We start from the raw sequence: 23918 nt of genomic DNA, 5'->3' as shown, positions 1-23918 counted from the left end.
TGTATAACAGATTTTAAGATAATGCAACTTTTTTTCAATTTTTGTTAGAAAAGAGATCCAGTGTTTCAACGATTTGATGACCATTCATGACTGGAATTGCACCTTCTAAAAGTAATTGATTGGTCCCCTTAGATTGTGTCGCATCAATAGGTCCAGGCACCACAAATACATCTTTCCCCTGCTCTAATGCGAGCTCTGTCGTAATAAGCGTACCACTTTTTAGGGCAGCCTCTGTCACAACTAAAGCTTGGGATAAACCACTAATGATTCGGTTACGCATCGGGAAATGCCATTTTTCAGGCTTCATATGAGGGGGATATTCCGTTATTAATAGCTGGTGCTCTGCCATTTGTTTAGCAAGAATCTGATTTTCTGCTGGATAGAGATAATTAAAACCATGTCCAAGTACAGCAATTGTGTGACCACCCATATCAATTGTTGCCCTATGTGCCATTGTATCAGCACCTCTAGCAAGCCCACTAACGACCGTATAACCACTTTGAACAAGAGGCGGTACTATGAGGTCCATCGCCCTCTTAGAATACGCTGTAGCCTTCCTAGAGCCTATAATAGCTATCTGTTTGTTATTTGTTAACAGAGAATACTGACCTTTCACATACAATACAGTAGGTGGATTGGATATTTCAAATAATTGCGCCGGGAAATATGGATGATAAAACGGTATGGGGAAAATATTGGCTTGTGCATACGCAGCATCAAAAGGTTTTATCATAATTTGTCGAAAACTTTGAGAGAGCTGATATGCTTTTTGTGCCGATATTTGTAGAATTTTCGCTATCTCATCATGATGAATGTCTTCAAAAGAGCTTAACATATTTACCGGGGACAATAATTGTTGAAGTTTCTGAAGAGGTAACGGGTATATATAATGCAAAGCTAGTAATCTCTGTGTATCTACTGCAAGGATCATTCAATAAACCTCCTTTATAATAGAAGAAATTAAATGACCGCATGATAATGCAACACAACTTTTCATCATTATTTATACATCTGCCATAAAATTGTCGTTTTTTTCATAAGTAAGTAGGAATTTGTTTCATGAAGTATGATAGCAGTGTATAAATAATGAAAAAGATGTAGCCGCAATAGCTACATCTTCCATTTTAATGGGTTTTACACTTTTCGTATAGCCCTTTTTCTTTAATTACTTTAATCAATGTTTCACCAATGACAGAAGGTGTTTCTGCAACTTCGATACCAGCAGCGTTCATTGCTTTAATTTTCTCAGCTGCTGTTCCTTTACCACCAGAAATGATCGCACCAGCGTGACCCATACGTTTTCCTGGAGGGGCAGTTTGTCCACCAATAAAGCCTACAACAGGTTTCGTCATATTTGCTTTAATCCATTCAGCTGCTTCTTCTTCAGCCGTACCGCCGATTTCACCAATCATAACTACTGCATAAGTTTCTGGATCATTATTAAACGCTTCAAGAACATCAATGAAGTTTGTACCGTTGACAGGGTCTCCACCGATACCTACAGCTGTTGTTTGACCAATACCAGCTTGCGTTAATTGGTGTACTGCTTCATATGTTAATGTACCAGAACGAGAAACTACTCCTACATGGCCTTTTGTATGAATGTAACCTGGCATGATACCAATTTTACATTCATCAGCTGTAATAACACCTGGACAGTTTGGACCTACTAGGCGAGTCTTTTTACCTTCCATATAACGTTTAACTTTTACCATATCAAGGACAGGAATGTGCTCTGTGATACAGATCGTTAATTCTAATTCAGCATCAACAGCTTCTAAAATTGCATCTGCCGCAAATGGTGCAGGTACATAGATAACTGAAGTTGTAGCACCTGTTGCAGCTACAGCTTCTGCTACTGTATTGAAAACAGGAACTCCCTCGATTTCAAGTCCACCTTTACCTGGTGTTACACCTGCTACGATTTTTGTACCATACTCAAGCATTTGCTTCGTATGGAAAAGAGCTGTTTCGCCCGTGATCCCTTGTACAATTACCTTCGTATCTTTGTTAATAAATACAGCCATTGTTCTCTCCCTGCCTTCCTTAGCCTACTAGTCCCACAATTTTTTGTGCACCGTCAGCCATTGAATCCGCTGCAACGATGTTTAAACCAGACGCATTTAAAATTTCTTTTCCAAGTTCTACATTTGTACCTTCTAAACGTACAACTAATGGCACAGCTAAACCGATTTCTTTAGCAGCCGTTACAACACCCTCAGCGATAATGTTACACTTCATAATTCCGCCAAAAATGTTTACGAAAATGCCTTTTACGTTTGAATCAGAAAGGATAATTTTGAAAGCCTCTGTTACTTTTTCAGCTGTTGCACCGCCCCCTACATCTAGGAAGTTAGCAGGGCTGCCGCCATAATAACTAATTGTATCCATAGTTGCCATAGCAAGACCAGCACCATTAACCATACAGCCAATGTTACCCTCTAATGAAATATAGCTTAAATCATATTTGGATGCTTCGATTTCTTTTGGATCTTCCTCGTCGAAATCGCGTAATTCGACAATATCCTTATGTCTATATAATGCATTGGCATCAAAATTGAATTTAGCATCTAGTGCCACTACATCACCTTGTCCAGTTACTACAAGTGGATTAATTTCTACAATCGATGCATCTTTGTCGATAAATGCTTGATATAAGCCTAACATTAATTTAACAGCTTTCCCCACAAGGTTTGCTGGAATATTCATATTAAACGCCATACGACGTGCTTGGAAGCTTGTTAATCCAACTACAGGATCTACTACTTCTTTGAAGATTTTTTCCGGATTTGTTTCCGCAACTTCTTCAATATCCATACCGCCTTCTTCAGATCCCATCATCGTAACACGAGATGTGGCACGGTCTAATACTAGACTTAAATAGTATTCTTTTTGGATATCAGAACCCTCTTCAATATACAAACGTTTTACTTCTTTTCCTTCTGGACCTGTTTGATGAGTCACTAAAATTTTCCCTAATAACTCTTTTGCGTATGTGCGCACCTCGTCAAGATTTTTAGCGATTTTTACACCGCCTGCTTTACCGCGCCCACCTGCATGAATTTGCGCCTTGACAACTGTTACGTTTGAGCCAAGTTCTTTCGCTACTTTTACTGCTTCATCAGGGGAAAAAGCAACTTTTCCGTTTGGTACTGCTACACCATATTTTCTCAGAATCTCTTTCCCTTGATATTCATGGATATTCATAATACATCCTCCCATCAAACATTTGCATAGAATTGTTTTACTAACATAGACTATTCTAACGAAACATTCTGATAAAGTCTACACTTTGTCTTTAGTTCGAATTTTCTCTCTTATTATGACGCTTTTTTCTATTTTGTGTACTAAAACAGCTTGCGAAACAGTCAGAATACTTCATTTTTTCTGTATTTTTGCGCATGTTGTTGATCTAAACGATAAATAAAAGCAAAAACCTCCGAAACCGCCTGATATAATTCTTCTGGAATAGACTCGTTTAAATCTAATTGACCAAGCAACTGCACAAGGTTAGGATCCTCATAAATCGGCACATTATGCTCATTTGCACGTGCCAAAATATTCTCGGCAATTTTCCCTTTTCCCTTTGCTACAACAGTCGGACTATCCATTTGTCCAAGTTTATAGGTAAGTGCAATTGCTTCTTTTCGAGTAAATTTTTCTTCGCTCATACGCGGATATCCACCCCACTCTGCTCCTCTCGCTGTTCTACTACAGGACTTACTTTTTCCGTTTGCCCCTTGTCAAATTGTTTAATAAAAACACCTGATAGTTGATAATCTTTTTCTGCCAATCCCATTTTCAAGGCAGCCTTTAATGGCTCCGCAAGTGGCTGAATATCCGAATTTTCATTAAATATCGTTACTGTAACTACTCTATTTTGAACCTGCATATCAATTACCGTTTCTTGCATAGATGCCATCTGTAAATAAAATAATACGCGTGCATAATTGGCATCAATTTTGCCATCGTCCTTCATGCGACCATTCCACTGTAATGTTGCATCCATCTTTTTGCCGAAAAATTCAAGCGGGACTTGCATAATGAGCTGATGTTGATGGCCATTTTCTCCTGAAGATAGCTGCATACCATTCATACGCGTCATCAACATTTCTGCCGCTTCTCTCAATTGTGGTGTAATATTATTTTCCTGCAATAATGTGTGGAGCTGTGGCTTTAATTGATGAGTAATCATTTGTATATCCGCTGATTTGTTCCCCAATGTCGCCTCATAGCTAATCCCTAAATTTTTTAACACCGTTTTAAGGGCATGCTGCATCGCCTTACTATCCACCGAATTTTGTACAAGTGCATCAGCTTGTGTCACTATTTGTTGAATCATCGGTTGCTGTGATTCAACACTAGTTTTAACAAGGTTACGCATTAGTGCTTCATTTTGTAATGGAGTCGTCACCTCTTGCCTTATAAGAGATAGCAAATGTTCCTTGCTGGACAATGCATTAGCATCCTGTGTAAATAAACGATCAGCAGTATTTTGAGCAAACGCTTTTATTAACTGCTCCTGCATTTGTTTAGCAAAAATTTCTAATGTTTGCTTCGATACTGGTAATTGATTAAAACGATCCATTAACTGATTGAGCTGTAGTTTTTGTTCATTTGTTAAGAAATTTTGGTTGGCTGTCCATGATTTCAACTGTTCAATTAGCTGACTTACATTTTCAGGCTTTGATGCAAGGATCGTTTGTACAACTTGGCCAGCCTGCTGCATTGGTTGTGCCGCTTTGGGGTCATTGATATTCGTCCAGTTTTGCCATGTTGCTTGTTGTGGCAGTATGCCTGCTTCCTTTAAAACTGTTAAGGCTTGCATTTTTTCACTCATCGCAGCAGCATCATTTGTTAAGCTCTGTATCGCTCTAGCTAAAATCAGACTGCCTGTTTCTATTTCAAAAGGTTTAGCAATCGCTTGTACCTGCTGCATCAAATTTTGCTTAAGCACTTCAGATAAAGTAGTATCCCTTGCTAAAAGCTGTGCAAAATTATCCATAGTCATCGCCATACCAGATGTTTTTTGTCCACTTAGTAAGGCTTGAAAAACATCATTCGTCATTGGCATTTTAAGCTCTATCATTTTTTGAATGACCTGTAGTGCATCCGCTTTCGAAATGCCCTCTGGTAATGCCCTCAGCCATATTTCTGCTTGCATTAACTGCTCTTTTGAAATAGGTAACTGTTCCTTCATAAAATGTCCTAGCAATTGCTGCATCTCTGCTGTTTTAGGCAAATTCATGGATTCTAGTAGCTGATTGATTTGTTGATTTGGAGAAGATGTTTGTGCCATTGGTCCTGTAACCACTTTTAATTCCGCTTGTGGATTTGTTCCTGTTACCTGAAAGAAATGGGCATCACCCGTCTTTAACGGTACTTCAAGTTTCGCTATAAATTTTTGATTACCTACTTGTATTTCCGCCATTTGATCTGGATATAATTGCTTAATGGTACCGTGAAATACTTGTCCTTGCTTTAAAGCAAGTGGCTGATTTGTTGAAGTCATGGCATTTTGTTGCAGTTGAATCGGATTAAATGATGTAGCTGACATATACATACTCCTTTCATCAATTACTCCCTCGTGTCATTGTCCCATTCTGTAGCTTTATTGAATCATTGATTTTATTGGTTCAAATGATTTACGATGGTGAATTGTTGGTCCATATTCTTCCAATGCATTTAAATGCTGCTTTGTCCCATAGCCTGCATGTTGCCCAAAGCCATACATAGGAAATTCTTTGTCTAGTTGCTCCATATAATCGTCTCGAGCTGTTTTAGCTAGAATGGAGGCAGCTGCGATTGCTAAGCTCTTGGCATCTCCTTTGATAATTGAATCCTGAGAAATCGAAATGGGTAATGTCATGGCATCTACTAAAACTACATCAGGCTTTGTCGCCAATGATTCTACACTTGCTTTCATAGATTGTTTGGTTGCCTCGTATATATTCAGTGCATCGATTTGCTGAGCGGATTGGAAATGAACAAAATAACTAATGGCATGCTCTTTAATTAACGTTGCAAAGGCGTTTCGTTTCTCCTTTGATAATTGCTTTGAATCATTCAGACCAACAAGGGCCTCACAATTTGTAGGTAAAATAACAGCTGCTGTCACAACAGGTCCCGCTAATGGTCCCCAGCTTATTTCACTTTTTATACTCATACATATATCGTTTGAGTTACCCGAAAGATTTGATACCTTAGGATTTCCACCTAATCTATCTACTAATTTTTGTCTGAATACGTTATTTCAAACTTGTCTAAGTATAACTACTTGAACTCAGGTAATATTGAACTGTTCGTCATACTAATATGTATGTCTTTGCTTAAAGTATCGAAGATAAACGTCTATTCTAGAATATGATTTAGTTCTTAGATTTTCCAACATAGTTCCTTTTAAAACTTTTTTAAAATACTCCATATTATTGTTTTTGATATTTCAATAACTTCATTTTACTTCTGGTCCATCAAGAGAGCAGTCACCCCAAAATTACTTCCTATATAATATAGTAGTCTCTAAAATGCAAATTCTCAACATAATTTAATTCTCCTTTAAAAGGGCAGTTCAAGAAAATGAGTATATCTCAGTGAAAAGTCTTCATAATTAAAATGCCTAATTACTCAATATTGAAATTCTGTTATTCAATCATATCACTCGATTTATTGTTCACTAATAAATCCTGTTACATATTGTTATCTAGTATATCGGAAGAATTCTTGAATATGTAATGACAGTAAAAAATACACGCTATCTCTACAAAATTAAATAGCGTGCACTCTAATTATATATTTTAATTAATTTTGATCTAAATAACTCATTATTAAGTATGTCTTTTTTAATAACCCGACCTGTCCTTAAAATGGATTTACAGCTTTAAGGCTTTACAAAATAAATGCTATTTTTTTATGCAATTCAAGATATCACTAGCTAAAATCTTAGATCCAGCAGCACCTTTTAAATATTTTAAATCACCATTGGAAAACCAATCAATCTCTTTTAAATTCATTAGTATCTGAGCTATTTTTACTGAATCGGGCTGTTGAGATTTGACTAAGTAATTGTCATTTATAATCTGATTACCTACTATGGCAAGTGCATTTAAACATGTGACATGGGTCATACGATAAAGTGAATTGTCTTCCCATTCATCAGGAAATAATTCTTTAATTGTATTGAAATAAAATAGACATAAATTAAGCTTTTTCTCTTTTGAAAGTTTTTCAAGTAGCGATTTTTTTGTTAATAGTTTGACCATGCTATACAAATTTTGCAAGGTAATATTCTTTTCTTTACTTCGTTTCCCAGTGAGTGTACCTTTACTAAAAAATGGGCTTTCAGGTCTTAAAATCAAATTAGTTGCAACCCAACTAACATCATCATTATCACGATTTAAATAACGGCTTAATGACGTCCCGATTCCCTTAGCTTTTGTATTAATGACATCAAATAATTTTATTTCCTCATCGTCATCTAAATAATGGAATGCAAGAAAAGGCACGTTTAACATACTGTCGGTCTCACTAATATAATCTTTTATACCACCAAGACGATGTTGACCATCCATTAAGGTAGCCTTCTTCTTGCAAATTAGTCTTCCGAGATTTGGGCGATGTTTATCATAAGCATGAAATTCCCAATTACCCGCTGCATTTAATAAGATCGGTGTATATAGTGAATCTTCACCTTTAGATAAGTAATCTGCAAAATCTGAACAACGCTTTTTATTAATTGGTCGCTGATACCCCTTTCCAGAAGGATCATTATATAACTTAGAATATGAAAAAGTAACTGCTACCTGTGAAGATACAAATCCCTGATAGGCTACTCTACCACGCATTTTAGATTGGATTACATTTTCAATCGCAATATTAGATGGTAAATTATTACTCATTTTTTCACTCCTTTTATTAAAAGTAACATCATTTTAATACTAAAAGATGATATAAATCAATTAAAATTAACTTAAAAGTTATATTTTTTATATTTCATTGGTATGTGATGTTTATTTAACCTCACCTAGTCTAAAAGTGAGGTGATTAAATATGGATTTAACAAAAAGAGTGGGAATGAATATACGTACAATAAGAAAATCTCAAAATATGACGATTGATGCATTGGCCGAGAAATGTGATTTTCAATCCCCATATTTATCAGATGTTGAGCGTGGAGAAAGAAATATTACTTTGCAAACTTTAAATAGAATTTTAGATGCTCTACAAGTAGAACCAGGTAGTGTCCTTATTCCTGATAGTAGTAAGACAACTGAAGAACGAGAAAATATAAAAGAAGAACTTTTAAAAATTTTATTTAATACACTAGAAGATAAAGATGAAGGTGATATACGAATGTTATTAAATATTTCGAATGAGATATTTGGGCGATTTAATAAAAACTAAAAAGCAGCTTGTGAATTTAAATCACAAGCTGCTTTAAATGTATATATAAAATACAATGCACAAGCCATACTAAAATTCTCGATAAAATATCTGTTTGCTTTATTGCAAGAATATGGCCTGATTGTTGAACATAAGTTCGATAACACTATTCAATTAAACTGTACCTATACCTTACTTTGGGACAAGGTAGGAAGAAAAACTGTATAAGTCACTGATCATCGCCTTTCGACACCAAATTGAACTTCCTGTGCTGTGTTCAAACTTACCATAAAAGTTGAACTTGGTTTTTATTTTTAATATTAATTAATACAAAAAACTGGATTAACTAAAGATTCAGTCCACCCAGTTTTTTTGTACATATTATTTATTACTAATCTTTTATATAAGGATTTTCATAAATGTCATCATTTACTCTGTCACAGTCGTCACACCTCCAACCTTCTACATAAGCAAAGTGATCTGTTACCTCGTCACATAATGGGCAATATGCCTCTACATTATTTGCCATTTCCTTACCCCCTATTTTTCAAATTTAATCGTAATGTTCTTGGTAACACTATCAATTTTTTCACCAATAGCCTTACCTTTGTCGCCAAATATACTACTAACCTTTGTCGCAAAGTTATTAACTTTTAAGTTTTTGTACTCAACATTTAAGTTGTGTTTGCTAAACATTTCGTACTCACCTCTTTTTAGTTTTCTTAGCAACATATTAGCTTGTTTTTTATCAAAGAAAAATGGGTATGTCACCAAGTAATTTTTAGTGACATACCCTTGGTTTATTTATGATCCATAGCATTTCCAATAATTGAGGAATATATTTTTTCGATAATTTTTTTGTATTTAGTTGGTGTATTAGTTTCTAACTCAATTAGATATTTAGTTAGTGAATTGATTTCATCTTCGTTAAGAATACTATTGTTGAATTCTGGGGATTCCATAAAATTTTTGATAAATGTAGAGGGCTTTATGAGCTTATTTTTATGACGTTCTATTTCTTTCTGATTTAGATTTGTAATATAGTGTTTAAAGTTTTGCTGATACATGTTTTCTATTTCGTTAGTCCACAAGGAGTCAATCCATATTTTCTCGTCTTCAGAAATGAAATCTGCTTCAAGCTCTGCCATATGATTTTGCATTGATGTATAAAATATTGATTTTTCTTTTTGAAATTCGGGTGTAGATTTATGTCTTATATAATGTGCGATAATAAAATCTAAGCTAGTATGCTGATTTTCTGAAAAAACAAAAGCCTCAAAACCGATCATATCACTTTGTATTCTTTTGTTAGTGTACTTATCCATTTCATATATCCATAGAATTAGTTCATTTATAATGTTAGAATAGAATCCCCAAAAAGAGGCGCGAGTTTCGATGGATTTATTCATTAAAATTTGCATTAAAATAGTTTGTTTAGAAATAACGTCTTCTAAAGCGTTTAATTCAATTTCAGTAGCTAGAACTGCTGGATGCGAAATTAATTCTTGATGTTCTGTATTGAATAACTGTTTTATTTCTAATAATGAATCACTTTGAAAGTGAAATAAATCTTCTAAAGTTAGTTTTAATGGATCTTTCCCTTTTCCCCTAAAAGGATTAATATCATAGAGTCTTAGTAAAATCCCAAATAAATCTTTAATTTCTAAAGGAAATGCATAATGATCATCATCACTAACTTTTTCTAACTTATTAGGAGCTTTTTTGAAAGATTCTAAGTCTAATTTGTAACGTTCCTCAATAGCTTGTTTGTGTCGATAGAACTTTCTATTATTCCAATGAACCTCATTTAATAAATCTTTTAAAGATACTTCAATTTGCTGAGTCAGATCAAAACACGCCTCTCTATATAAAGTAGGGTTAACGTACATTTATTATCTCTATTGCTGCTTAATACATGTGCCGAACGCTCTTCCATTCCTTAAATATTGTTGGATTACTTTTTTTGAACAAACATAAGCTCCTGAATTAACTATTTGAACGTCTAGGTAAAATTAACTTAGACCAAATAACTCAGAAACATCTATCTTTATTAAGTCTTTTATAATAGCAGAACGTCCAGCATGACGTGGATCTCCATGCTCAGTAAAAGTGCTAATCGCATTCTTAATATCAAAAACATACAAGTCATCTTTGTGTAATATTGAAAGTAAATCAATAATACGTAGAACTTCTTTGTAATAAAGCAGGTTGGGAATGGTTTTAACTTCTGGTTTCCCCCAACCTAATACTATAAGCCTCTTATCCTTCATGGCTATTGCCAGCTTAGCTTCATTTAACTTTTGAACTCTATCTATGACATTCGCTTCCTTTAACGATCTAATTTTCGTTAATGCCGTGGGGGTATTGCTGGCATAGACCGGTAAGACATTACAAATGCTAATATCTTTAATTTGATGTCCATCTATTTGATAGTTATAGAAAAAATCAATTAGCTTATTAACGGTACCATCTGATTTATCTTTGTTGGCTCCAGAAGGGTTCATTAATATAACCCCTACTGACAAGCCCTCTCTTCGGTTTAAAAATGGAATTGTTAAAGAATATCTGACATCTACATTTCCTATAAAAGATTCCTTATCAATATCAATTTCAAGTTGATTAACTTTAGTTAAGTCGTACATTATTTCCACTTTTCTCACTCCTGCTTCGTTTAAATGATTATCATCATAATCGCACCAATCTTTATACATAAATCATATCAGAAAAAATATTTATTTTTCTTATTTCCCATAAACCCCTGGGGGAATTTCCTAAAAAAAGCAGAATATATTGTATTGAAGTGATCAAGCTGTGCAACTAACCAAAGCATGGCAAGCATATAAAGTTGAGAAATAATTTTAAGAATTTACTCTCAAAATTTCATTGTTGCGTAGTATAAGTCTACTACCTAATACATGGGTTACTCCACATTCTGACCCTATTGCTGAAAAAGGCACAATTCTACTCAAGAATTGAGCCCGATTGTTGAAAATTATTGCTTAATCTTATTCAATATAAATAAATATTTCTATTAAATTATAGACATATCGTATTCATCAACAAATTCGTGTCAATTTGAAGTGAATATCTTATTGTTCTTTTTATCAAATCCTGTTTTATGTATAACTTTAATCCGCATTATAAATTGACTAAAGATAAAGAAACAACTATTCATTAAGAAAAAAGAATAATTAACAAGTAACTAGGCAACCTAATTATTAGACTAAATCAAAGGAGATGAATGCTTGTGGGAGCTAAGTTAACTAATTCAATAATCATTGCCGACGTACAAGTACACCCAGACCATGAAGATCCAACGCAATTTCATTATTACCCCCTAAATGTACCTTGCAAATTAGGAGAGTCCCTTAGTGAATTTAAAGTAACCTATTGGGGAATAGGTCCAGAATATATTGTTAAAATCGGAGATCAGTTCTATGATGCTTTTGGTGCGATCTTAGCTGGTAAAGGTAGTATAGATATTACTGAAGAACAAAGAACTGAAGTAAATCAAAAGATTCGAGAAATATATGGGGTTGAACCGAAACTTTCTGCAATAACATTAACTGACGTAATTGTAAAACCTGTATTTGCAGGAATTACTCTAGGAATTAATAAAGGAGATATAATCTTCCCTGAACAGTTCCGTTTTGGTAGTTCTTTTAATTTTTTAGTTGGTAGTCCACAAAATCAAGTTTTCGCTCATCTAGCAGCAAGTAAATCTGGCAGTGGAGATTCAGTGGATCCTTCTTTTGGTATAAACATCGAAGCAAAAGGTGAATTTGTTGGGGAACCTTGGAAGGTTACGGCTTCTGCAGATTTAAAGCAGGTTTGGAGTTATGTAAGGAAACGCTTCGGTGGCGGCGGTATAAAGATAGGCTGGATTAGAATAAAAAAAGCAGAGTATGAAAGAGTTATGGTAGATATGAATAGAGAACAAGTTATCAATTTAAATTTTGATGAAGGTTCTTTAGATGTTGAAAAGCACGGGAGAGAAATATTTGAAATGGGAAAAGATTTATTGTCTTCATTAAATACAGAAAGCGAGTTTTTTAAATTTGAACCCCATCCAAATCCATCTGATCCTGAAGAGAGTGTATATGGATGGGGTGTTAGCCTAAATGCTGGGTATGTGGATATAGACATTGACCAGTCGATTAGTTGGAAAAAGAGTATAGAGTATACTGGTCGCGTAAAAATACCGATTCCTAGCTCATTATCGTTAGCTGTCGATTGTAATGATCAAACAAAACAGCACTTTGAAGATCTCGTAAACATGGAAGAACCATGTATAACGCAAGCGAAAGTGGATGAGTTACTAAAACGACGTTCAAAAGCGAATGAGAAAATTGAAAAGCAGAGAGATAAATTAATGGACCGACTTATTTCGGGAGATATTGATCCTGTTAGGTACAGGCAAATATATGCAATTATATCAGGTGAAATAAATAATCCCACCCACGAACCGACTCCGGAAATAGCAGTCGATTCAATAGTACCAATAGAAAATAGTGAGTCAATAGTAACATATGAAGACAACGGTGGACAGCTAAATTTAGTACCTATCGATCCTTTAAGTAACTGAAATAAAGAGGATGGGACTAATTAGCTTCAATTAGTGAGAAAAAAACTAATTGATTCATGTTATAATCTTTATTAGGATTCTTCTTTCTGTATAATTTTGTTGTGGTGACCTAATTTTGGTTTATGAAAAAATTTTAAAGAGGCTGGGACAAAAAAGAAAAAATGTTAGACCGATTGTATTGGTCTAACATTTTTTTGATTTAGGAAGGAATACTCTACTCATCGAAGCGAAAAAGTTATAATCTATTTTCGCTATTTTTCAAAATAATCGAGTTCTGTCCCAGCCTCTTTTTAGTTTAGAGATGGGTTTTGTCCCAGCCTCTTATTTATATATTTTTCCAAGGTCCACAATTAGCATCTAAAGTTGTATTTGTTGTTACATCAGTGAATTGTTTTTTTATATCTTCTCCTTGTTTGTTTACGTAATCAGTAAATCCCTGAGTAAATGCATTAATAGCAATCTCTGCTGTTGGTTCAAGTGCGGTTATAACGGACATTGCTGCAATTTTTGCACCTTGAGCAATAGCTTTCCCTAAAACCTTATTGGCCACTTCTGGTAAATTAGGATAACATAATTCCACATTAATCTTAAATTCACAAATTCTGGTTTTTATACATGGAACATCATAACTAATTTTTTGTTCATTCCCACCAATATTTATGGTTTTCTCTATCCTGCAAATATCTAATTTTGTTTGAGGCACTGGAACAGGAAGTTCTATTCTACGTGTAATACATGACATAAAAAATCCCTCTTTTTGATATCTTTATTTTTTTTATTTTGCCTTATTAAATTGTATTTTATACATTAGGAAACCCCGTAATTAATTTAGAACTATGTATTATAGGGGGAAATTCCCATTCTATATTAATGGAATACGATGAGTTATTGAGTTACTTGTATTTCAACTTTACTATAAGAGGGGAAAGCTTAAAAATAAGTTTTCCTCTCTATTGAAGAATTCAAATGCTTCTTTATGATAAAATGGCAAATCTTTTGATTTAGTATCAAGTTTACATCCAAATAACAAAAGAAAGTCGTTTTCTCCTTGGATTTCTATTACTTTTTTACACATTTCCTTGCTCTAACTACTTCGTTACTTTAAGTACATAATTTCACAACCTACTTTAATAAATTATCTTAGATATCTAATTTTTCTTTAAAGGTGTTGTTCAACAATCTGGCCCGTTTGTTGAATAAACAACTTTGTTATTTTAAAAAGACATTATTTTAAATTAAACAATTTATTGATACTTAACAGCTATCGTTTTATTTTTCAATCACAATATTATAGACACTAAAAACCCCCCTCAGTAATCAGAGGGAGTTAAATTTATTGTTGTTATAGTGAGTAGTATGAAAAAAGAATGGATTCTTTTATTTATAAATCCTTAATAATGTCTTTACACTCATAGTAATATGGAATAATAGATGGGCCGCAGCTAGGATCATGTTTATCCATTTGTTCCTTATGAATAATTTGTTTCCCTTGCCACGTAATGCGTACAATATTAAAATTCTCTTGCTCATATCGGCTCCATACATTCCTTGTTTTTTTAAAGGAAGGTGGCATATCGTTTTTATGAAGCAAGTTTTTATGTTCTTCGCTAAGCAAATGAACACCCACATTGTAGTTGACAAAAAAATCCCAAAGTTTTTCTTCAGTAAGATTCTCTTTTGAAAAGCTTAGCAATTCACTTATCAATATATTTCGTGGGACTGCATGATCTTCATTATATATATTATTTGTATTTCCCCCCCCTTCGATTCTTTTTTCATAATCTGCTAACGCATTATCTGACCAATATTCAATCCCTTTTTTCTGTCGTTTCCCGTAGATTTGTGTCCATCGCCAAATTTGTCCACTTATGCCCTCTTTTAACCAAGAATCCGGATACATAATTCCTCTTTGTTGAAAAATTAGCCTTTCCTCTTCTTCTAAACTTAAACAATTAAGTGATGTTAGGACATTTATTATGCGGTTTTTTAAATTTGTATAATTTTTTACTGATAAAGGGAATGTTTCTATAGGATATTTTCTCTTATTCATCTCTATCAAACCTTTTTATACTTAAAATATTTCTTTTATCTAAATATAGCAAGAAATTTTTCTTTTTTTAATTCTTCTTTAAATAGTTTTGACTTTAAAGATATTAAAGCTTTGGAGTGTAAAGTTCCTACATTAAAAACAGTGATAACCTTTGGCTCCCCTGTTTTTTTCTATTAGATTAAGTCCTATGCTTGTTCAAATGCACTGTCAAAACAACGGAGTTTATCAGATACAGCATATGCGATTTTCCCTGCAGGCATTGTACCAATAATAACTTCGACAACCTTGTTATTAATTACTTTACCTATCGCCGGTGCTGCATATAATCAGATACTCGATAATAAAGCTTTTGTGAATTATTCTTATATTTGTCAATATGGGATATTGTGGTTCTTTTGAAAAGGTGTTTATTAACACACTAAGCATGTTTAAAGTAATCCTCACAAACATCACAGAAATGGACTTCATAGTCACCGTTTTCACTATATCTACTATAGATAAGTTTTTCATTGCATCTTGGACCAGAACATGTTGTTAGATCATCTTGAGTTGGTTTAGCACCGCAGGTCAAACAAACAAATTGGTATCCATCCAGGCATAAGAAAGTTTCAAATTCACATTCAGGACATTCATATAGAGGGGATTCCCCACCATCCATTACATGACTGTATGTATCAACAAAACTGTCTATATATTTTTCTGCAAAATTCTTAATGTTTTTATCACAGAAATAGCAGTAAGCATCGGTCTCATCTTTAAATTCAACAGTTTCTTGGTTACATACTGGACATTGTAAGATTACCTCTACTTCATTTAATGATTCCTGAAGTAACGCAAGCCTACCATTTACATATTCATCAAATTCATTTAAATACTCCTGTATTTCTAAGAAATTTTCATCTTCAGAACTTATGTAACCTGGTTCAATTAGCTCCGACTTGATAAAGGGGATAAGGTATGTGAAAAGTTCTACAATATTGGATTTAAGCACATCTGCAGATACCACAAAATGATAGTGTTCAGCTTTGTTCCTTTCTTTTCTCAACCATTCTATCTTATTAATTAAGTCTTTATCAAATTCAATACCACTAATTTTTTGTAACCTCTTAATTAAAGTGTCATGATTAACACTTACAAAATCTCCGGATTTTAATTTATCTTTATCGGAATTATCTACAACTTGGAAAATTAACGACTAATGCTCCTGGTATAGTAACTCTTTTAATAATAGCTGGATTCCCGCGTGTAAATTGATTAATGAATATTTCAAATCTTCATCAGGCTTATCTACTGTTTCAATGGACTTTGAAATAAAATTCAACCCATTTTCAACCATATTTAAATTAATATTATTGTCCATAGCTTCCCCCTGCTTATAAATACTCTTTGTACGTTTACAAACAAATGAATTAGTATTGCTCTAAAATCTAATGTTAGATTTATTTGTGATTACCTTTACAATGTTTACAAGTGAAATCACTGCTATTACACATATTGATGCTTCATGAATACTAGCACTTCTCCTATGTGTAAGGTCATTTGCAAGATCAAGGGCCGATTTCGCATATCTTCTATAAGCTACATTAGAAGGACCCACAAGTTCATAACTAAGAAAGGCATCTAGCATTCTCTTAGCATCCGTTTTACTCGCATTTACTCCATCTGTTGAAATATGAATCTCCGAATCATATACCTCCTGAGCTAAAGAAATAAAGACTTCTCTTGATAACAAACCAACTGCTTGAAACTGTTCTTCTGTTTGTGCCTCACTCATTCGTTTCCTGATTTCTGATACCCCTCGATCAACTCTTTCCCAACCAGTTATTTCAAATGGTTGATCGATAGGAACTGTATCACTCGATTTTTCTATTTGGTCGATAACATCAATATACAAGTCCGAGATATACTTTCTTCTAGATTGATAACTAGGAAGATCGCCAGAACTCCAATATCCATACCACTCCCATAAATCTTTATATCTATTAGGATTATTTAATTGTAAGGTCTCAAAAATACTATAAAGTTCCTTATAAAGATTTTTATATTCTTCATTTACAGTTTGAATTTTCGGGCCTCCTGTTGCAACTGAAATTAAAATAGATTTAATTCTATTTAATTTTTCTAGGAAATCAACTTTAGCGGTTCTATCACTAACGGAAGTCCAATCAATGTATTGCTTAACAACCGGTCTAATAATTATAGCTCCTATTTTTTCACTTTCTACTCCACGCAAAAGGATTTCTAACTTTTCCTTGATTTTCTCTTCAATAATACTTAGTTGATCTTCATAAAAAGAAAATAGGGTTGCATCCACATCGATATAGATTGAATAATATTCTGTTCCACCGTTCCAATTATCATAATGCCCCACCTCACTAGAGATTACAGCTGCTTTTAAGACCTTAGAAATATCATTAGCACCTTGTTCTTGAAATAACTTAATTACCGTTGAAAAAAGCTTATTTAGTTCATATTGACTCTCAAGCATAAATCAGACTCCTTATGTTTTCAGTAATTTCACATAATATATATTTTACTATACATTTGGGTTCTTATGGAAAATCCCAAAGCTTCAAAGAAAAAGCACCTATTTCTCTAAGTTGACGATAAATAATCATCATTAAAAAAGTAGGTGCTTAGTTGATTATTTATCTAAGTTTCCGCACTTAATTATCATTTTTAAAAATAAGAACTCCATAATACCTCTTCATTTTCTTCAACAATATGGCCGATTGTTGAAGAATGAAAATGCACTCAAAGCGATGTTTAAGGAACTTTACCTTGTAAATCCACATTTTTATGATTAAGAAATCTAGTTAACAGTATTTTCAATCACAAACACCTATCAGTCATAACTTCAACTTTCTCTGCAATATAAAGGTTTAAATTTAAATTCACCAATAATTGATCTATTATACTTTTTTTGCACAGCCATCTTCCCATTACTGGCTGTCTATAATAATATTCCCTATTATTTTCTCTAGTTGGATAAGTATAATATTCAAAATACATTACTTCTATACCTTCTGCATTTTCCCATCTTAAAGAGTTTCCATTTACCGGTTTCAAATCTAACATTTCAATTAAGAATATTGATGGATATAACATCGTACTACCATATACAAATATACTCGTCCCTATTATTTCATTTACTAAAGATACACCAGTACTATCTAAATATTCATCTTCTATTTCAAACATTTCTACTCCTGAATTAAAGCTACCTGTAATAAATGTTCTAGAATTAATAGACTTCTTTATTTCATATCCCTTTATTAATGTATCTTTAGATATTACTTTATTAGATTCCAAATAGACGATACCTTCTTTTGTTTTCGTAGGAAACCAGATTGCCCCCCCGATTAAAGTCATCTCATCATGAATATCTTTATATAGAAGCTTCTTTAAAAAGGGTTTACATTTTAATAGTTGTCCTTCTTCAATATTCATGCTAAGTTGTTCTTCTATTTCCCATTCTGAATCATAACTTACTGTAGGAACCCCACTAATCACCCAAGGATCATCCATATTTAACAATGTTTGTGCCTTATATCCAACTGGAATAAAAGACCACCTTTTTTTCATCTCTTCACCATATAAAATTTTCATATCAAGTTCTGAATAGCTAGATGGATAAAGTAAAGAATCTCCATCTCGAACATGACTTCCCCTTGTTTTTTGGCGAACTATCTCTTTATCTTTATTTTTATTTATAAAGTATCTAATATCATCATTATCAATTCCATTTAGCATCTCCATCACACTTAAAAACCTTAATGCATGTGTACTTATTCTACTTTTATCAAATATCCTTGGTATATTTTTATTCAATTGATATTCAATAGGTACTGCATGTTCTTTTATTTTAAAATATTCTAATTCTGAACCGCTGTACCTTTTCGAAAGAATTAAATATAAATGAATTTTTTTATCTAATTCATTAGTACTTAAAAACTCCGCATAAAGGTGTGGATATAACAACTCTAATCCCTGAAGATTTTCTTCGCCCCACTTTTCCATCATCAATATTACAAACTGTTTTTGTTCTTCATTTAAAACATCCCATAATTCAGATATGTAATTAAAAGTATTAGAAAAATATTTCCCTAACATATCTAACCCTAATAAGGCTATTTCAATCCTATGAATGTTTCGTGAAGTAATTTGCTCTAGTAAAATATTTATAGTGTATTCGATAAAATTCTTTGGATTAATAAGGTAACATTCTTGAGTTGAAAGCTCATATTCAAAATTTATATGATTACATCCTGTCATCCATTTTTTATGACATTTCAATTCTTCATCAAATATATTAATTAAATGCTCATTTGATACCTTTTCTATCAAAAGTAACGTTATAAAATGCATATTTGATTTAAATGTATGATAACTATCTCCTATATTAAAATTGTTTAAATTATAGTTAGCTAGTTCCCATAACAATTCCTCTTTTAAAATTGGTAGAAGGCTTTTTATAATCTTTTCATTACCGGAGTTTTCCCAAGAATATGTCTCCAATTTAGAAAAAATAATAGTTTTAAATTGATATACTACTCTATCATCAATTTCATTTCTGCTTTCAATTATGTCCCATGCTATCTCTAATGGCTTCCATCTATACATTAAATTTCTTTCAGTTTTTAAGAATTCAATAATTTCATCTGTTGTTAAAGTGGTTAAAATATCTTGTATCTCTTTTTTTTCACTTTCTAATTTAATATTATATTCTGATTCACTTGGGCTTATATATGATTTACTTTCTGATTTTAATGCTATTTTTACATGTTCCGAGGATATTTCATAAATTATATCTTCAATAGTTTCAAATCCAAGTTCCTTACCTTTTGAAATCAATTTAATATAAACTGATCCTAGCTTAATCCTATCCTCATAATTATACCAAGATAGTATTCCGCAACTGAATATCCAAGCTACTTTTAACTCTTCTATATCATTAATGTTTTCTATTAAAATTAATAACTCTGTATAAATTAATTCTAAAGAAAAACGATAGTCTTCATCTACATTTCTTAATTTCCAAACATCTTGTATGCCACTTTTAGCAGCAGCTTTACTAATTTGGCTTTGAATTTCAGAGAAAGCCCTATTATTCCCTTTACTTTCAGCAATACTCGAAACCTTGTAAAGTTCAATTCCTCTAGTTTTCCATTCACTACTATTTATATCCACTATTTTTTCGAAATACTGTAATAATGGCCAGAGGGCGTATTCTTTATGATCTGAATAACCTACGACATCCCATTTCAACTTATTACTAATTTCTAAATAAAGAGATGAATTAATAGTTTTCAAATACGTTCCAAAGTTTTTATGTGTTTCTTCAAAATTTCCTTCTTTAAAAAGATTATGCCCGTCTTCTCCATATAACTGTATTAAATAGTTCTTTACTATTGCTATATTATTATTCTCAACTAGATAATCTAAAATTATTGATTTATAAAACATTCCTAGTTGTTTTACTTCAAATAAATGATGTTCTAAAATTGAGCTTAATGTTTGATTATCTAAATAATTTAATAACCTTTCTTGATTAAGGGAAACGAACAATAATATTTTAAAACTGTCTCTAGAATCAAAAGAATTATGTTGTTTATTATATTCTAAAAAATCTTCATAACTTTTAATTATCGTACTTTGCTGTACTGTTCCAGATAGCCCCAATCTATCTTCATTTATTATTCTCCCTAATAAAAATGCATGTCTAATCAATATCTTCAAATAATCATATTCGTGATCTTTTCTTTCAATATCTTCTATAAGTTCATTTACCTTACTTAACTCTATCAGCATCTCTTTATTAATGGATTGATAACCAGCGATTATAGATAGAATGACCATTTTTAAATTCGTATCGTTTATTATATAATTTATTTTTTCAAATGAAGATATATCGACAAAAGGAATTTCTCTTTCATTAAAAATCAAACATACATATTCTAATAAATTTTCTTTTGATTGCTTACTATGTTTTACTAGTCCTTCTATCATTTCAATATATTCATTACTTTTTTTATTTAAAAGTAAATGCAACAGATTCTCTTTAATAGTGGTTAATGTAACTCCACCTTCGTTTACTACCTCTAAAGCTCTCATTGATTCCGAATGTTCAATGCAATATTTGAAATAACTATCGTTAAAAGTCACTATCAAATTCAATTGTTGATTAGTAATTTTTTCGAGGCCTATATTTCCTCTTAATTTTAGATAGCCTTTATGTAATTTTGCAGCCAATATACCCCAAAGTTCTAGAGTATGCTCTAATACATATCTATCACCAAAATTATCATCTTCTTCTACTAAAATTACAAAATCAATAGGTGTAAACTCTTTAGTCCACAAATTATAAGTTGATTGCGCTCTTGCATTAGAAATAGGCTCTTCTAACTCTAATAAATCTAAACAAAATCCAAACATATCTCTATATACTTCAATGTTTTGCATATTTAAATTTGCAGGTCTCAACTCAAAAGGACTTAATTTATTTACATAAGATTTGTCTAAAACATTATATTCTTTATTATAATACTCAAAGTATGTTTGATGCTGAGATAGCGTAAATACAGCTAGATAAACACTATGGAACTCAATCCAATTCTTTGATTCTAATACTGCCTCGTATGCCAGAATTGCTTGCTCTTCCAAATTCTTTTTTGACATTCCGTTTGCTAATGAATGAATAATATAATCTGTATTAAACACATTAGGTATCATGGCTTTTTTTTCTGCACTCATTAATAAAGGAATAATATTTATCAAGCTATCTCTAGTTAATTCCTTAGACATATAATATTGGGCCAATTGTAAAGCGAGAGCTTTAAATTTAGGACCCTCACTATTCTTAGAAGTTAAAAATACCCTAAAATCATTATGGAACAGTACATATTCATTCTCATTTACTTTTTGTATAAGTGGATATAACAAGTTTAATAGCTCTTCCCAATCTTCTTTCATTAAACCTACCTGTATCGCTTCTTTCAAAAGGTCTATATCCAGACGACCATTCAATAAAATAATTAAACTTGCTAATAATTTATCGGGAAAGACTATTCCTAATGACTTCGAATTTAAAAAATCCGTAACAAATTTCCATATGTAGCTATAATAGTTTGTAATATCTTCACTAACATGTTTGCTGTCTAATATCTTTTTATAATCTTCTAAAGTACTACATTGCTTTGCTTCTTCAATCGCAAAGACTACTGATAAATTGTTACCTTGAGTTTTCTCATAAATAAATCCTGCTAGTATTTCATTGGGAATACTGTAATCAATATTGCTTTCATCTAATAATTTTTTTATATCACCTTGTTCAAGATTTGGTATCATACAATGTTTTACTAATTCCGTTTCTTTTTTTAGCCACAAAGGATAATTTTCATAAAACTCAGCTGGCTGCCCTACTATAATAAAAACTACACCTTTTGAAATTTCTTCAGGCCTAAATAAATTATCTAAAAATGTTACCTCTTTGTTTGCTCTTGCGGCATGATCAATTCCGTCAATACAAATTACAGTTTTTGTTCCTGTTAACTCATAAAGTATTTCAGATAATCGCATAACTTCATTTCGCATCTGTTCAAGCGTACATAATGCGTTTAAAACAGGAACACTGTACTTATGAAGATTACCTTTTAATTTCTTTCTCAGTTGAATTAATAAATCATTCCACAAAGATTCTTGGCGACATAAACCTGCATCATTATTGTAATACTTTTGTTCAGGAGAAATAGGTTTGAATGTATGATATCTAGCAGTAAATAGGTTGTGTTTTAATTGTAGATAACTTATTAAACTTGTTTTACCACTACCAGGATTACCTGAAATCCAAATCACTTTCTTATCCTCTTTTTCTACAATATCTCTAATCACTTGCGCATACATTTCTCTGCTTTTAAAAAAGGGTGTAGGATATGGTAATTCATGTTCGCCATACTCTACATCATGGTTCAATGATAAGGCATCATAAACATCTTCAACAGTTACTTTAGTATTTTCTCTTCTAGTTGTTGCCCAGAACCTTAATTTTGAACATAACTTTTCAAATAAGTTTTCAGCAATGACCTTATTACATTTAAATGTAGTTTCTAAAGAGTTAACCATCACCTCTTCTAGTTCATCTAGCGATCCCTCATTCGACTTAATCTCCAATTTTTTTAAGAAATCAACAACTATTGAATCATCGTTTATTGCAAGTTTAAATTCTTCCCATTGTATTAATAAATCTTTATCAAATAACTCTTGTTGTACATCATCAAGCGACTTCACATTTTTTATAGCCTCTAGAATACTTTCCATAAATAAAGCTAATGGCAAAGAATTATACTTCGTTTCATTAAAAACTCGAGTTGTTTTATTAGTTCCTAACTTTCGATTTGTGTATAGTACTGGAACAATAGATTTGTCTTCATATTCTGAAGCCTCTTTCCATCCGAACGCCAAAGCTCTAATTAGACTTATTTTTTCGTTTCCATTAGAAGACGTAGTACTTTCAATCAATTTACTAAACGTTAAATTTGCTCTTCCTTGATTTCCAATTTCATGCTTAACCTGATAACAAATTTCTTTTTTATTAGTGTACCCAACAACAACATCATCAATAGTATTATGAATGTCAGATTGAAACATTACATATTCAATACTATTATCAGGATTTAACATTCTTATTAACTGTTCTAAACCAACATACCATTCGTACCAATATGGATCTCCAATACCTGGTGTTGTCATGTAGAACCTCCCATTTCAAGAATATTTTTATATAAAAATAAGCTAGCATTTTTTAATGCTAACTTTTATGTAGATTCTAACACAACTTTTAGTTATAGTTTGCAAGAACATATTGTTGTAGTTATTTAAAATTGCTAGTGTCGATTATTTTCTAAC

The 23918-nt window shown here is 32.3% G+C and carries 18 protein-coding genes and 1 pseudogene; 2 read left to right on the top strand and 17 right to left on the bottom strand.

All coding sequences use genetic code 11. From position 1 onward, the window contains the following. Window positions 1-34: 34 nt before the first annotated feature. The 7 genes and pseudogenes from dprA to V6670_RS05170 form a co-directional block, all read right to left on the bottom strand. Complete coding sequence (gene dprA, locus V6670_RS05200) at window positions 35-931, bottom strand: DNA-processing protein DprA (protein ID WP_338652982.1); 897 nt, start codon at window positions 929-931, stop codon at window positions 35-37. Between the two features lie 193 nt (window positions 932-1124). Next, window positions 1125-2027, bottom strand: a complete 903-nt coding sequence (gene sucD / locus V6670_RS05195) for a succinate--CoA ligase subunit alpha (protein WP_054610302.1) — start codon at window positions 2025-2027, stop codon at window positions 1125-1127. Window positions 2028-2046: 19 nt separating this feature from the next. After that, window positions 2047-3207 (bottom strand): ADP-forming succinate--CoA ligase subunit beta, encoded by a 1161-nt coding sequence (gene sucC, locus V6670_RS05190; protein WP_036124767.1) that lies wholly within the window; start codon window positions 3205-3207, stop codon window positions 2047-2049. A gap of 161 nt (window positions 3208-3368) precedes the next feature. Then, window positions 3369-3671, bottom strand: coding sequence for an EscU/YscU/HrcU family type III secretion system export apparatus switch protein (locus V6670_RS05185; protein ID WP_036124770.1), 303 nt, complete (start codon window positions 3669-3671; stop codon window positions 3369-3371). Next, window positions 3668-5557, bottom strand: a complete 1890-nt coding sequence (locus V6670_RS05180; protein WP_338652980.1) for a hypothetical protein — start codon at window positions 5555-5557, stop codon at window positions 3668-3670. The genes V6670_RS05185 and V6670_RS05180 overlap by 4 nt, the downstream gene beginning before the upstream one ends. Window positions 5558-5611: 54 nt before the next feature. After that, a pseudogene (locus V6670_RS05175) lies at window positions 5612-6139 on the bottom strand (ribonuclease HII); the annotation flags it as partial. 760 nt (window positions 6140-6899) lie between these two features. Then, window positions 6900-7895, bottom strand: a complete 996-nt coding sequence (locus V6670_RS05170; RefSeq protein WP_338652979.1) for a DGQHR domain-containing protein — start codon at window positions 7893-7895, stop codon at window positions 6900-6902. 151 nt (window positions 7896-8046) lie between these two features. On the opposite strand from V6670_RS05170, the gene V6670_RS05165 reads away from it, so the two are divergent. Then, window positions 8047-8400 (top strand): helix-turn-helix transcriptional regulator, encoded by a 354-nt coding sequence (locus V6670_RS05165; protein WP_338652978.1) that lies wholly within the window; start codon window positions 8047-8049, stop codon window positions 8398-8400. 370 nt (window positions 8401-8770) lie between these two features. Here V6670_RS05165 and V6670_RS05160 read toward each other — a convergent pair whose 3' ends face one another. From V6670_RS05160 to V6670_RS05145, 4 genes are all read right to left on the bottom strand, one after another. Beyond that, complete coding sequence (locus V6670_RS05160; protein WP_338652977.1) at window positions 8771-8908, bottom strand: hypothetical protein; 138 nt, start codon at window positions 8906-8908, stop codon at window positions 8771-8773. Between the two features lie 11 nt (window positions 8909-8919). Beyond that, window positions 8920-9150 carry a hypothetical protein gene (locus V6670_RS05155; RefSeq protein ID WP_338652975.1) on the bottom strand — a complete coding sequence of 77 codons (231 nt, stop codon included), beginning with the start codon at window positions 9148-9150 and terminating at the stop codon, window positions 8920-8922. 29 nt (window positions 9151-9179) lie between these two features. Further along, window positions 9180-10268 carry a hypothetical protein gene (locus V6670_RS05150; RefSeq protein WP_338652974.1) on the bottom strand — a complete coding sequence of 363 codons (1089 nt, stop codon included), beginning with the start codon at window positions 10266-10268 and terminating at the stop codon, window positions 9180-9182. Window positions 10269-10391: 123 nt separating this feature from the next. Beyond that, window positions 10392-11090 carry a DUF1643 domain-containing protein gene (locus V6670_RS05145; protein ID WP_338652973.1) on the bottom strand — a complete coding sequence of 233 codons (699 nt, stop codon included), beginning with the start codon at window positions 11088-11090 and terminating at the stop codon, window positions 10392-10394. Between the two features lie 536 nt (window positions 11091-11626). On the opposite strand from V6670_RS05145, the gene V6670_RS05140 reads away from it, so the two are divergent. Further along, the gene (locus tag V6670_RS05140) at window positions 11627-12964 is read left to right on the top strand and encodes a hypothetical protein (protein WP_338652971.1); all 1338 of its coding nucleotides are present in this window, start codon (window positions 11627-11629) and stop codon (window positions 12962-12964) included. A 325-nt stretch (window positions 12965-13289) separates the two neighbouring features. On the opposite strand, the gene V6670_RS05135 is transcribed toward V6670_RS05140, so the two are convergent. The 6 genes from V6670_RS05135 to V6670_RS05110 form a co-directional block, all read right to left on the bottom strand. After that, window positions 13290-13706, bottom strand: coding sequence for a hypothetical protein (locus tag V6670_RS05135; RefSeq protein ID WP_338652969.1), 417 nt, complete (start codon window positions 13704-13706; stop codon window positions 13290-13292). A gap of 639 nt (window positions 13707-14345) precedes the next feature. Next, window positions 14346-15014, bottom strand: a complete 669-nt coding sequence (locus V6670_RS05130) for a hypothetical protein (RefSeq protein ID WP_338652967.1) — start codon at window positions 15012-15014, stop codon at window positions 14346-14348. 418 nt (window positions 15015-15432) lie between these two features. After that, complete coding sequence (locus tag V6670_RS05125; protein WP_338652965.1) at window positions 15433-16020, bottom strand: hypothetical protein; 588 nt, start codon at window positions 16018-16020, stop codon at window positions 15433-15435. Window positions 16021-16209: 189 nt separating this feature from the next. Next, complete coding sequence (locus V6670_RS05120) at window positions 16210-16374, bottom strand: hypothetical protein (RefSeq protein ID WP_338652963.1); 165 nt, start codon at window positions 16372-16374, stop codon at window positions 16210-16212. 60 nt (window positions 16375-16434) lie between these two features. Next, complete coding sequence (locus V6670_RS05115; protein WP_338652962.1) at window positions 16435-17502, bottom strand: hypothetical protein; 1068 nt, start codon at window positions 17500-17502, stop codon at window positions 16435-16437. Between the two features lie 344 nt (window positions 17503-17846). After that, window positions 17847-23762 carry an AAA family ATPase gene (locus tag V6670_RS05110; RefSeq protein ID WP_338652961.1) on the bottom strand — a complete coding sequence of 1972 codons (5916 nt, stop codon included), beginning with the start codon at window positions 23760-23762 and terminating at the stop codon, window positions 17847-17849. Between the last annotated feature and the right edge of the window lie 156 nt (window positions 23763-23918).

The organism is Lysinibacillus sp. Y5S-8 (assembly GCF_036894365.1).
GTDB lineage: Bacteria > Bacillota > Bacilli > Bacillales_A > Planococcaceae > Lysinibacillus > Lysinibacillus fusiformis_D.
The sequence above is the reverse complement of the archived record's forward strand: the minus strand, read 5'-3'. Positions and strand labels throughout refer to the sequence as shown.

What these genes read in the sequence shown, in the direction of transcription:
- dprA (WP_338652982.1), bottom strand. Translation starts at nt 931, where the DNA reads ATGATCCTTGCAGTAGATACACAGAGATTACTAGCTTTGCATTATATA.
- sucD (WP_054610302.1), bottom strand. Translation starts at nt 2,027, where the DNA reads ATGGCTGTATTTATTAACAAAGATACGAAGGTAATTGTACAAGGGATC.
- sucC (WP_036124767.1), bottom strand. Translation starts at nt 3,207, where the DNA reads ATGAATATCCATGAATATCAAGGGAAAGAGATTCTGAGAAAATATGGT.
- V6670_RS05185 (WP_036124770.1), bottom strand. Translation starts at nt 3,671, where the DNA reads ATGAGCGAAGAAAAATTTACTCGAAAAGAAGCAATTGCACTTACCTAT.
- V6670_RS05180 (WP_338652980.1), bottom strand. Translation starts at nt 5,557, where the DNA reads ATGTCAGCTACATCATTTAATCCGATTCAACTGCAACAAAATGCCATG.
- V6670_RS05170 (WP_338652979.1), bottom strand. Translation starts at nt 7,895, where the DNA reads ATGAGTAATAATTTACCATCTAATATTGCGATTGAAAATGTAATCCAA.
- V6670_RS05165 (WP_338652978.1), top strand. Translation starts at nt 8,047, where the DNA reads ATGGATTTAACAAAAAGAGTGGGAATGAATATACGTACAATAAGAAAA.
- V6670_RS05160 (WP_338652977.1), bottom strand. Translation starts at nt 8,908, where the DNA reads ATGGCAAATAATGTAGAGGCATATTGCCCATTATGTGACGAGGTAACA.
- V6670_RS05150 (WP_338652974.1), bottom strand. Translation starts at nt 10,268, where the DNA reads ATGTACGTTAACCCTACTTTATATAGAGAGGCGTGTTTTGATCTGACT.
- V6670_RS05145 (WP_338652973.1), bottom strand. Translation starts at nt 11,090, where the DNA reads ATGTATAAAGATTGGTGCGATTATGATGATAATCATTTAAACGAAGCA.
- V6670_RS05135 (WP_338652969.1), bottom strand. Translation starts at nt 13,706, where the DNA reads ATGTCATGTATTACACGTAGAATAGAACTTCCTGTTCCAGTGCCTCAA.
- V6670_RS05130 (WP_338652967.1), bottom strand. Translation starts at nt 15,014, where the DNA reads ATGAATAAGAGAAAATATCCTATAGAAACATTCCCTTTATCAGTAAAA.
- V6670_RS05120 (WP_338652963.1), bottom strand. Translation starts at nt 16,374, where the DNA reads ATGGACAATAATATTAATTTAAATATGGTTGAAAATGGGTTGAATTTT.
- V6670_RS05115 (WP_338652962.1), bottom strand. Translation starts at nt 17,502, where the DNA reads ATGCTTGAGAGTCAATATGAACTAAATAAGCTTTTTTCAACGGTAATT.
- V6670_RS05110 (WP_338652961.1), bottom strand. Translation starts at nt 23,762, where the DNA reads ATGACAACACCAGGTATTGGAGATCCATATTGGTACGAATGGTATGTT.